We start from the raw sequence: 10,872 nt of genomic DNA on the forward strand, positions 1-10,872 counted from the left end.
ACCCGGGTGAAGTTCGCCCCTCATTGCGTTTTCCGATCACACCGCGACGTGGGGTTGGCAGCATGCCTGCGTGCCCCCCACACGTCCGCTCGCCGTCCGGCGCGCCCCCGCGCGCCCGGTGGGCATTCCTCAGGAGTCCCTCGTCCGGCCGCGGCTGACGGATGCGCTCGACCAGGCCGTCCGTCGCCCCCTGACCGTGGTCCGCGCCCCTGCCGGCCACGGCAAGACGACCGCGCTGGCCCACTGGCGTGCGCGCTCCCGACATCGGGGCACCTGGATCACCGTCGACGAGCGGGACGACGATGCGGCCCACCTCGTGGCGCACGTGCTCGGCGGGCTGGCGGTCGACTTCCCCGACATCGCGGCGCAGGCGCAGCAGGCGCTGGCGCGCGGCGAGGACCCGGTGCGCGAGGTCCTGCCGCGCGCCGCCGAGGCGGTGTGCGCGGCCGGGCCCGGTCCGTTCGTCGTCGTCCTCGACGGGCTGCACCGCCTGGGCGAGGCCGTGGCGCTGCGGATGATCTGCCAGGCGCTGGACGTCCTCCCCGACGCGGTGCGCGTGGTGTGCGCGACCCGCACCCCACCGCCGCTGCACGTGGAGCGGCGCTACGCGGCCGGGACCGTGGCGCAGATCGGCCCGGCGGACCTGGCCTTCCGCCTGCACGAGACGGAGGCGCTGCTCAACCGGCAGCTCGGCCTCGCGCTCGGCGTCGGCACGCTCGCCGGGATCCACCGCGACGCCGGGGCGTGGGCCGCGGGCATCGCGCTCATGGGCGCGGCGCTGCGGGACCACCCCGATCCCGCGCGTCGCGAGGAGGCGCTGCGAGTCGGGCGCGCGCACGTCGCGCGCTACCTCGAGGAGGAGGTCCTGGCAGAGCAGCCGGACGAGATGCGCACGTTCCTGCGCCGGACGTCCGTCCTGGACGAGCTGACGGCCGCCGCCTGCGCGGGGATCCTGCACGACCACCGCGCCGGCCAGACGTTCGCGGAGCTGCGTCGCCGGGAGCTGTTCGTGACCGTCGAGGACGACGGCCGGCTGCGGCACCACCCCGCGTTCGCCCGAGTGCTGCGGCGCGAGCTGGAGGAGCGCGAGGGCTGGCTGCTGCCGGAGCTGCACCGGCGCGCGGCCGTGCACTTCGAGCGCGTCGGCGACGCCGCGGCGGCCGTCCGCCACGCGAGCGCGGCCGGGGACGGCGGACGGGCGGCGCGCCTGCTGGCGGCGCAGTGGCCCGCGCTCGTGGCGTCGGGCCGCACCGCCGAGCTGCAGGCGCTGCTGGCCGGGCTCCCGCCCCACGAGGGCCCCCATGCCGCCACCGTCCGCGCCCTCGACGTGCTGTGCCTGGCGGCCGAGGGCGCCGACGCCCGCCTCGTCACCCAGCGCCTGGACGCCCTGGAGTTGGCCGCGGACGACCCGCGCGTGGCCCCGGTGGTCGACGTGCTGCACGTCAGTCCGCTGTTCGGCGACGTCACGCGGTCGGCCCGTCACGGCCGGGCGCTGTGGCGGCGCCATGCGGCCGATCCGCCGATGCAGACCGTGATCGCGGCGGACCTGGGGTTCGTGCTGTGGCTCGCCGGGGACGGCGACGGCGCGCGCGACGTGCTCGAGCCGCTCGTCGGGGTGCTGCCGGCCCCCGTGCGCGCCGCCGTCCTGGCGGTCCTGGCGCTTGTCGCGGCCACCGACGGCGAGCACGTCACGGCCGAGCGGTACGCGCGCACGGCCGTCGCCGAGGACGCGGCCGCGCCCCGCGCCGGCCGCGCGTGGGCTCCGCTGCCCGACGTGGCGCTGGGCGAGGCGCTCCGCCGGCGCGGCGCGCTGGACGAGGCGGCCGAGGCGCTCGGCCGCGCGCTGCGGCTCACCGGCTACCTGCCGGGCTCCGTGCGCCGGGGCCTGGCGCTCGTGGTGGCGGCCGAGGTGGCGGCCGCAGCCCGCGACCACGCGCGCGGGCGCCGACACGCCGCGGCCGCGCGCCGCATCCTGGGCGGCTACCCCGACGTCGGCGTCCTGGCGACGCGCCTGACCGCCGTGGAGGCGGCGCTCGACGCGCGGGGACCGGAGGAGCTGCTCGGCACGCCGCCGACCGCCGCCGAGCAGCGGGTGCTCGAGCGGCTGCCGAGCGACCTGACGCTGAAGCAGATCGGCGACGAGCTGTACCTGTCGCTCAACACCGTCCGCACGCACGTGCGTCGCCTGTACCGGCGCCTCGGCGTCGGCCGGCGCGAGGACGCCGTGGCGGTCGCCCGCGAGCGGGGGCTGCTGTGAGGGCCTCCGGACGTCTGGTGACCGTCGCCTGGGCCGCGGTCCTGGCCGTCGGCGCCGTGCCGGCCGGCGCCAGCGGCGCGGAGGCCCCCGCCGCGCCGGGCGCTCCGGGCGCCGCGCCGGGGGTGGCCACGCCGCCGGCCGCGGGGTCGCCGGCCGCGCCGGTCGGTCCGGGGTCCGCGCCGGGAGCGGCCGCACCGCCGGCACCGCCGGCACCGCCGTTCGACGTGCCCGCGCCGTCGCGGCGGACCGGCGCCACGACCGCGCGCGTCGTCTCGGCCACGTTCGCCCGCCGCCGGCTGTCCTCCGCCGCCCAAGGGTGGCGCGTGGGCACGCAGACGAGCTGGTCGCGGCAGCCCCTGGTGCTGCTCGTGCTCGACGGCGCCGTCCGCGACGGGCGCGAGTGGCTCAAGGTGCTGCTGCCCGTGCGGCCGAACGGGTCGGCGGGCTGGATCCCCCGCGACCGCGCCGTCCTCGCCCGCACCCCGTGGTGGGTCGACGTGCGCACGCGCACGCGGCGCGTGACGGTCTACCGCCAGGGCCGCCGGGTGCGGTCGTTCCGCGCCGTGGTCGGCGCGCGGCGCACGCCCACCCCGCACGTCCTCGCCGCGATCTACGAGCGCAACCGGCAGCCGGATCCGCGGGCGTTCATCGGCCCGTGGGCGCTGGCGCTCACGAGCCTGTCGAACGTCCTGGAGGACTACGGCGGCGGCCCCGGCCGCATCGCGATCCACGGCCGCGGGCCCGAGAGCCTGAGCGACCACCTGGGCACCGCGCGGTCCCACGGGTGCGTGCGCATCAACGACGCGCACGTGGCGTGGCTGGCGCGGCGACTGCCCCGCGGCACGCCCGTCGACGTGCGGCGGTGAGCGGCGCGGACGCCCGCCGGACGCTCGCGGGCCTGCCCCTAGAAGACCCCGACCGTCCAGGGCGCGCGGTCCGTCCGCAGCGCCGCGTCGAGCGCGGACAGCGTGCCCGCCGTCCGCTCCTCGACCACGCCGGCGTCGTGCAGGGCGGTCAGCGTCGCGTCGCCCAGGTACGCCGCCGCCAGGTCGCGGGCGTGCAGCACGACGTCCGGCGCCGCGTCCGTGCGCTCGGCGGTGCCGCCGTCCGGGCCGACGCGCAGCGCCCAGCGGCCCGCGACGTGGTCGTCCTCGGGGTGCTCGACCTCGACGACCGCCTGCGCGTCCGCGGCCCACGAGCGCCCGGCGACGGCGCCCGGCACGTCCAGGATGCGGAGCCAGAGCGCGTCGTGCGTGGCCTCGGGCTGCACGGCGCGGGCGTCGACCGGGGCGAGCACGAGCGCATCGTCGACGGGCCGCCCGGGCAGGAGGACCTCGTCGGCCAGGTCGATGCGGGTCAGGTAGGTGAGCAGCGTGCGCTCGGCCTCGGCGGTCGCGGCGACGAGCTCCTTCACGTGCACCGTCGTCCAGGCGCTGACGGGCGACGTCTCGGCCCCCTCCTCCACGCGGTACAGCGCGTAGCCGTCGTCCCCGGCCACCACCACCCGCAGCGGCCCCTGCGCGGCGATCTCGTCGGGCGCGTTGCCTAGGACGCGCTTCGTCCACCAGTCGGCGTCGCGCCGGCTCATGATCCCGCCCCGGCGCGCGCGGGCGCGCTCGTAGATCGACGCCACGACCGGGTGCGCGTCCTCCGGCTCGAGCAGCTCGACGCCGAGCGGCTCGGGCACCGGGGCGCGGAGCGGCACGCCACCGCGCGTCTGCACGCGCAGCGTCTGCACGCGCGCCGCGACCCCGTAGCCGAAGCGGCCGTAGATCGCGCCCTCGGACGCCCACAGCGCCGCCAGCGGCTCGCCGGCCGCGCGGGCCTCGTCGGCGATGCGGGCCATCATCGCGCGCAGGATGCCGCGCCGGCGGTGCGTCGGGCGGACGGTGACGATCGTGACGCCGGCGCAGGGCAGCTCGCCGCCGGGCACGGAGACGGTCCAGCGCCACGCCGCGGCGGTGCCGACGATGCGTCCGCCGTCGTCGGCCACCACCGTGTCGGGCTGCACGGTCCACGTCCGCATCCGGTCGCGGCGGGGGCCGCGCGTCGAGCGGTGGAACGCCAGGTCGGTCTGGTCGTGCGCCCGGTCCCACTCCCCCTCGGCGAGCGGGCGGATGACGACGTCGCTCGGGTGGGGCATGCGTCCGACCCTAGCGGCGAACGGCCGTCCGGCACGTTCTCGCGCACGGGGACGCGGCGACGCCCGGAGCGGGCTTCGCAGGCCCCCGGCTGCGCGGTCGTCAGACTGGGGAGCGATGCCGTCCCCGCCGCGCACCGGCCCTCTCGCGACCGCCGCCCGCGTGCTGCTGGCCCTGGGCGTGGCCCTCGCCCTGGCCGACGCGTCCGTGGTGACGCTCGCCCTGCCCGAGGTGCTCACGCACCTGGACACGACGGTCGAGGGCGTCGCCGCGGTCATCGGCGTCTACACCGTCGTCCTGGCCGTCGCGGTGCTCCTGGCCGTGCCGCTGCGGCGGCTGGCGGGGAGCGCGGCGACGGGCGCCGTCGGCATGGCGGTCTTCGCCGGCGCCAGCGTCGTCTGCGGCGAGGCGGACACGCTGACGACGCTCCTCGTCGCCCGCGGCGTGCAGGCGGTCGGCGCGGGGCTCGGCCTGGTCGCCGCGTTCGCGCTGCTGCACCGCGGCGGCCGGCGCAGCCGGCTGTGGGTCGCGGCCGCCGTGTTCGGCACCGCGATCGGTCCGGCGCTGGGCGGCGCGCTGACCGAGCTGTTCGACTGGCGGGCGATCTTCCTGGCGCAGGCGCCGTTCGGCGTGGCCGCGGCGCTCGCGGCGCTCCTGCCGCTCGGCGGCGATCCCGCCCGGGACGGCGAGGCGGTCGCGGACGGCGCCGGGGGAAATGGGGCGCGCGGCGGGGCCGCCGCCGGGCGCCCGGGAGCGGGCGTTGTCGCGGATCCCGCGGCCGGGGCGGGGGTGGCGACCACGACCGGCGTCGGCCCCACCCGGCAGGCGTGGGGCGCGGCCGCGCCGGCGCGGGGCCCGCGCTCCCGGGCGCGCCCCGCGGGCGCCGACGACGACACCCGCGTGTGGGATCCCGACGAGGACGAGACGGTCGTCCCCGGCCTGCCGCCGCGCCCCCGGCCGCCCGCCCCCCGCACCGCGCCGACCCTGCGCGCCGACGCGGGCCGATCCGCCGACGCGGACGACGCACGCCGCACCGGCGGCGCGGCCCCGTCCGGCGGCGCCGCGCCGCGGGCGGGTCGGCGCGGCGCCCGGTCCCCGTTGGCGGTCGCCAACGCGGCGCGGGCCGGGATCGCGCTGGCGCTCGTCTCCGCCGCGCTCACCGCGGTCGTCTTCCTGCTCGTGCTGCTGCTCGTCTCGGGCTGGTCGCTGCAGCCGCTCGCGGCGGCCGCCGCCGTGACGATCCTGCCCGTCGCCGCCCTGGCCGGCGCGCGGATCCCGGGCGACGCGTGGGTGCGCGCCTGCGCCGGCTCGGCGCTCGTGGGCGCGGGCATCCTGGCGCTCGCCGCGCTGCCGAACGCCGAGATCGGCTGGATCGTCCTGCCGCAGGTGCTGGCGGGCCTGGGCATGGGGCTGGCGCTGCCGGCCCTGGCGGGCGAGCTGCTGCCCGAGCGCAGCCCGTCCCAGGCCGCCGGCCTGCTCGCGCTGCGGCACGTCGGCATCACCGCCGCGCTGCTCCTGCTCGCGCCGGGCATCGCGACCGAGCTGGACCGCACCGTCGACCGCACCGAGCTGCGCGTCGCCGCGCTCGTCCTCGACGCCCGCCTGCCGCCGCGGGAGAAGATCGAGTCCGTCTCGTCCGCCCTCGGCTCGCTGACGCCCGAGGACGCCCGTGGGGCGCTGGAGGCGGCGCTGGACAAGGAGGCGCCGCGCTTCGCCGGCGACGCGGGGAACGCCCGCACCTACGCCGAGCTGACGCGCCGCGCCGACGAGACGCTCGTCGGCGCCATCGACGGCGCCTTCCGCACGGCGTTCGTCGTGACGGGGTGCCTGGCGCTGCTCGCCGCGCTGCTCGCGTTCCCGCTCTCCCGCGGCGCGGCGATCGCGGTCGTGGTGGCCGGCCTGGGCCTGGCGCTCGCGGGCGGCCAGGTGCTGCAGGCGCGCTCGGCCCGGCCGCCCGAGGTCGTGCTCGCCGACCCGTGCCAGAAGCGGGACCTGCCCGACACCGGCGGCATCAGCGGCTTCGTGCAGGACACGGCGCTGCGGCTGCTCGACCGCGCGGCGTGCCGCTACGGCTCGTCCCGCGAGGAGCTGGCCCTCGCGATCGCGGACGACCGCCGCGCGAAGGCCTACGAGCGCCGCTACGGCACGAACCCGCGCCAGGTCCCGGGCCTGCTCGGCGGGGCCGTCGTCGGCGGCGAGGACAAGGGGCCCGGCAAGGTCGAGCAGTTCCTCGACGACCTGCTCGGCTGAGGGGACGGACGGGGCCCCGAGGCCCCGCCTGTCCCCCTGCCTCAGCTCGGCGTGACCAGCCCGCGCAGGTGCGGGACGCCCTTCGCCTTGTCGCGCAGGGCGAAGCCGATGCGGCCGTCGTCGGCCTTCTCGGCGCCCCACTCCACCGTCGCCGGCAGCAGCACGGGCTTCTGGAAGCGCACGTCGACCGCGTAGGCGTCGGGCAGCAGGTCCTCGACGCCGGCGAGCGACTTGGCCTTCGTCCACATCCCGTGGGCGATGGCGCGGGGGAAGCCGAGCGCCTTCGCCGACAGCGGGTGCAGGTGGATCGGGTTGACGTCGCCCGAGATCGCGGCGTAGCGGCGGCCGATGTCGTCCGGCACCTCCCAGGTGACGTTCGGCTCGACGTCGATCACGTCGATCGGGTCGGTGCCCTTGTCCGCGGACTCGCCCGAGCCCTTGCCGCGGCGGAACGTCGTCGCGACGCAGGACCAGACCTCCTCGTCCCCGACCGTCGCGGTCGTGACGGTGTCGAATGTCTGGCCCTTCGGGTGGGGCTTCAGGTCCTGCGCGCGCACGCGCAGGGTCAGCGCCTCGTCCGGGGCGATCGGGCGGCGCTGCACGATGCGGTTGCGCAGGTGCACCAGGCCCACGGCCGGGAACGGGAAGTCCCCGGCCGTCATGAGCGCCATCGACAGCGGGAAGCCGAGGACGAACGGGTACGTCGCCGGCAGCCGGTCGTCCTGCAGGAACCCGCAGATCTCGCGGTACGCGCGCAGCTTGTCGGCGTCGGCGCGCACGTCGCGCAGGACGAGCTCGCGGTCGGGCAGCGTCTTGCCGCCGCCGCCGACGAACGGCAGCCGCGACGCGAAGGGCACGAGCGGCAGGGCCGCCCGGCCGTAGAGCAGCAGGGTGTTCGGCGGGGAGGACAGCTCGCGGGTGCTCATGGCGATCCCTTCGGTCGGGCGGCCGGGCTACGCGCCCAGGAAGCCCTGGCCGCAGACGCGGACGACGTTGCCGTTCACGCCGCCGGAGCCGGGGCTCGCGAGCCACGCGATCGTCTCGGCGACGTCGACCGGCAGGCCGCCCTGGCCCAGGCTGGACAGGCGCCGGCCGGCCTCGCGGATGCCGAACGGGATCTGCGCGGTCATCTGCGTCTCGATGAAGCCCGGGGCGACGGCGTTGATCGTCGCGCCCGCGCCCTGGACGGCCTCGGACGCCGCGTCGACCAGGCCGATGACGCCGGCCTTCGACGTGGCGTAGTTCGTCTGGCCGTTGTTGCCGGCGATGCCCGCGATCGAGGAGACCCCGATGACGCGGCCGCCGCGGTGCAGCACGCCCTGCTCGAGCAGCTCGTGCGTGATCCGCTCCGGGGCGAGCAGGTTGACCGCGATGACCTGGTCCCAGATCTCGGGCTTCATGTTCGCCAGGCGCTTGTCGCGCGTGATGCCGGCGTTGTGGACGACGACGTCGACCCCGCCGTGCTCCTCCTTCAGGACGGCGGCCAGGTTCTTCGGCGCGTCCTCGTCCGTGACGTCGAGCGTGATCGCGGAGCCGCCGAGGCGCTCCGTCACGCGCTCCAGGTCCTCGCGCAGCGGCTCGATGTCCAGGCCGACGACGTGCGCGCCGTCGCGGGCGAGCGTCTCGGCGATCGCCTCGCCGATGCCGCGCGACGCGCCGGTGACGAGCGCGACCTTGCCCTGCAGCGGCCGGTCCCAGTCGAGGGCGGGCTTGGCGCCGCCCTTGCCGACGCGGACGACCTGGCCGGAGACGAAGGCGGACTTCGGCGAGAGGAAGAAGCGCAGCGTCGACTCGATCTGGTCCTCGGCGCCCTCGGCGACGTAGACCAGGTTGGACGTGGAGCCCTTGCCGAACTCCTTGCCCGTCGAGCGGGTGAAGCCCTCGAGCGCGCGCTGGGCGATGCGCTGGTGGCCGGCCGCCAGCTCCGGCGTCGCGCCCAGGACGATGACGCGGCCGGACGGCTGCAGCTTGCGCGCGACGGGGTGGAAGAACTCGTGCAGCGCGCGGAGCTGCTCGGGGGCCTCGATGCCGGTGGCGTCGAAGACGAGCGCGGCGAAGCGCTGGTCCCCGGCGGTGCCGGACGCGTAGATCTTCGGGTCCAGGCCGGCCTGCGCGGCCTGCTCGCGGATCGGGCCCTCGGCCGTCCACGTCTTCGCGCCGACGTCCTTCAGGACGCGCGCGATCTCGGCGCCCAGGCGGCCGCCCTCGGCCGCGCCCACGAGCACCGCGCCGTCGACGACGGGCAGGCCGGGCGCCCAGCGCTTCAGGAGCGGGGGCTGCGGCAGGCCGACGCGCGAGGCGATCTGCTTGCCGATCGGGTTGTTGACGAGCTGCTGGTACAGGTCGGGCATCGGGGTGGTCCTCGGGGTGACGGGAGGGTGCGGGGGCGGTCCTGCGGGGTGCGGGTGCCCGGTCCGCCGACCGGGCACCCGCGGGATGCGCCTAGCGCTCGACGATCGCGACGACGTGGGTGGGGAAGGGGATCTCCATCCGGGGATCGGCGTCACGCACGGCGGTCGCCTCAGCGTTCGACGATCGCGACGACGCCGATCCCGCCGGCGGCGCAGATCGAGATCAGGCCGCGGCCGGACCCCTTCTCGGCGAGCGCCTTGGCGAGGCCGGCGACGATGCGTCCGCCCGTCGCGGCGAACGGGTGCGCCGCGGCGAGCGAGCCGCCGTTGACGTTGAGCTTGGAGCGGTCGATCGACCCGAGCGGCGTGTCGCGGCCGAGCTTGACCTTGTTGAACGTCGGGTCCTCCCACGCCTTCAGCGTCGAGAGCACCTGGGCGGCGAACGCCTCGTGGATCTCGAAGAAGTCGAAGTCGTCGAAGGTCAGGCCGTTGCGCTCGAGCAGCTGCGGCACGGCGTAGGCGGGGGCCATGAGCAGGCCCTCCTCGCCCTCGACGTACCCGACGGCCGCGGTCTGCGCGTCCGTGAAGTACGCGAGCACGGGCAGGTCGTGCTCCTTCGCCCACTCCTCGCTGGCCAGCAGGACGGTCGACGCGCCGTCGGACAGCGGCGTCGAGTTGCCGGCGGTCATCGTGCCCTCGGGGCCGCCGAAGACGGGCTTCAGCTTCGCCAGCTTCTCCAGGGACGAGTCGGGGCGCAGGTTCTGGTCGCGCTCCAGGCCCATGAAGGGGGTGATCAGGTCGTCGAGGAACCCGCGCTCGTAGGCGGCGGCCAGGTTCTTGTGGCTCGCGACCGTCAGCTCGTCCTGCGCCTCGCGGGTGATCCCCCACTCGCGCGCGGTGATCGCCTGGTGCTCGCCCATCGACAGGCCGGTGCGCGGCTCGCCGTTCTTGGGCACCTCCAGGCCGATGTCGCCGGGGCGGATCTGCAGCAGCGCCTTCACCCGGTCGCCGTTGCTCTTCGCGGCGTTGACGCGCATGAGCTTCTTGCGCAGCTTGTCGCTGATCGCGACGGGCGCGTCGGACGTCGTGTCGACGCCGCCGGCGATGCCGACGTCGATCTGCCCCAGGGCGATCTTGTTCGCGATGTAGATCGTGGCCTGCAGCCCGGTGCCGCACGCCTGCTGCAGGTCGACCGCGGGCGTGGCCTTGTCCAGGCGCGAGCCCAGGACGACCTCGCGGACCATGTTGAAGTCGCGGGCGTGCTTGAGCACGGCACCGGCGGCGACCTCGCCGAGCTTCTGGCCCTCGAGGCCGAAGCGGTCGATCAGGCCGTCGAGCGCGGCGCTGAGCATGGCGGAGTTCGAGGCCTGCGCGTAGGGGCCGTTCGAGCGGGCGAAGGGGATGCGGTTGCCGCCGATGATGGCGACGCGGCGGGCGGTCTTGGTCTCGGGCATTCCTGAGTCTCCGGGCGATTCGTACCGTCGGTAGGACGGACGCATCAGGAAGCGTAGCGGGCCGGGGAAGGGAGTTCATGGGAGGAGAAGCCCAGTGACCTTCATCCACCGTTCACCGCCCAAGGGTCGGCCGTCCACGACAGCCGACTCCGCGAGCCCTGCTTTCAACTCAGGTCGATCGAAAACAGACTTCCCTCCGCGTCGAACTGGATCGTCGCCATCCCGTAGGCGCTTTCTGCGGTGATGACAGCGTCAGCCAGTTCCTCGTCGACTACGCCGGTCGGTCCGCCGGGCCCATCAAAGCGGATCTCCACGAAGTATCCCTGCCCGTTAGCGACGTGCGGGACTGCGTCCCTCTCCCCCCGGTCCGCCAGAAGACGCTGGATCTCGGTGATGTGGATCGATGCCATGGCCGGAGT

The 10,872-nt window shown here is 76.4% G+C and carries 8 protein-coding genes; 3 read left to right on the forward strand and 5 right to left on the reverse strand.

What is annotated here, in order from left to right:
- Positions 1 to 70 precede the first annotated feature (70 nt).
- Both J3P29_RS20545 and J3P29_RS19525 read left to right on the forward strand, forming a co-directional pair.
- Positions 71 to 2,257, forward strand: a complete 2,187-nt coding sequence (locus J3P29_RS20545; RefSeq protein WP_210490972.1) for a LuxR C-terminal-related transcriptional regulator — start codon at positions 71 to 73, stop codon at positions 2,255 to 2,257.
- Positions 2,258 to 2,481: 224 nt separating this feature from the next.
- Positions 2,482 to 3,123, forward strand: a complete 642-nt coding sequence (locus J3P29_RS19525) for a L,D-transpeptidase (protein ID WP_349239733.1) — start codon at positions 2,482 to 2,484, stop codon at positions 3,121 to 3,123.
- Between the two features lie 38 nt (positions 3,124 to 3,161).
- Here the strand turns inward: J3P29_RS19525 and J3P29_RS00275 are convergent, their stop codons facing one another.
- Positions 3,162 to 4,400 carry a GNAT family N-acetyltransferase gene (locus J3P29_RS00275; protein WP_210490973.1) on the reverse strand — a complete coding sequence of 413 codons (1,239 nt, stop codon included), beginning with the start codon at positions 4,398 to 4,400 and terminating at the stop codon, positions 3,162 to 3,164.
- 115 nt (positions 4,401 to 4,515) lie between these two features.
- Here J3P29_RS00275 and J3P29_RS00280 point away from each other — a divergent pair, with 115 nt between their 5' ends.
- Positions 4,516 to 6,648: an MFS transporter gene (locus J3P29_RS00280; RefSeq protein WP_210490974.1), complete on the forward strand. Its 2,133-nt coding sequence runs from the start codon at positions 4,516 to 4,518 to the stop codon at positions 6,646 to 6,648.
- A 41-nt stretch (positions 6,649 to 6,689) separates the two neighbouring features.
- On the opposite strand, the gene J3P29_RS00285 is transcribed toward J3P29_RS00280, so the two are convergent.
- The 4 genes from J3P29_RS00285 to J3P29_RS00300 form a co-directional block, all read right to left on the reverse strand.
- Entirely contained in the window at positions 6,690 to 7,574 is an 885-nt protein-coding gene (locus tag J3P29_RS00285; RefSeq protein WP_210490975.1) for a MaoC/PaaZ C-terminal domain-containing protein, read from the reverse strand.
- Positions 7,575 to 7,601: 27 nt separating this feature from the next.
- Positions 7,602 to 8,999: a 3-oxoacyl-ACP reductase gene (locus tag J3P29_RS00290; RefSeq protein WP_210490976.1), complete on the reverse strand. Its 1,398-nt coding sequence runs from the start codon at positions 8,997 to 8,999 to the stop codon at positions 7,602 to 7,604.
- A gap of 170 nt (positions 9,000 to 9,169) precedes the next feature.
- Entirely contained in the window at positions 9,170 to 10,453 is a 1,284-nt protein-coding gene (locus tag J3P29_RS00295) for an acetyl-CoA C-acetyltransferase (protein WP_210490978.1), read from the reverse strand.
- Positions 10,454 to 10,617: 164 nt separating this feature from the next.
- Positions 10,618 to 10,863 (reverse strand): hypothetical protein, encoded by a 246-nt coding sequence (locus J3P29_RS00300; protein WP_210490979.1) that lies wholly within the window; start codon positions 10,861 to 10,863, stop codon positions 10,618 to 10,620.
- Between the last annotated feature and the right edge of the window lie 9 nt (positions 10,864 to 10,872).

Origin of the sequence: Patulibacter sp. SYSU D01012 (assembly GCF_017916475.1) — a bacterium.
GTDB lineage: Bacteria > Actinomycetota > Thermoleophilia > Solirubrobacterales > Solirubrobacteraceae > Patulibacter.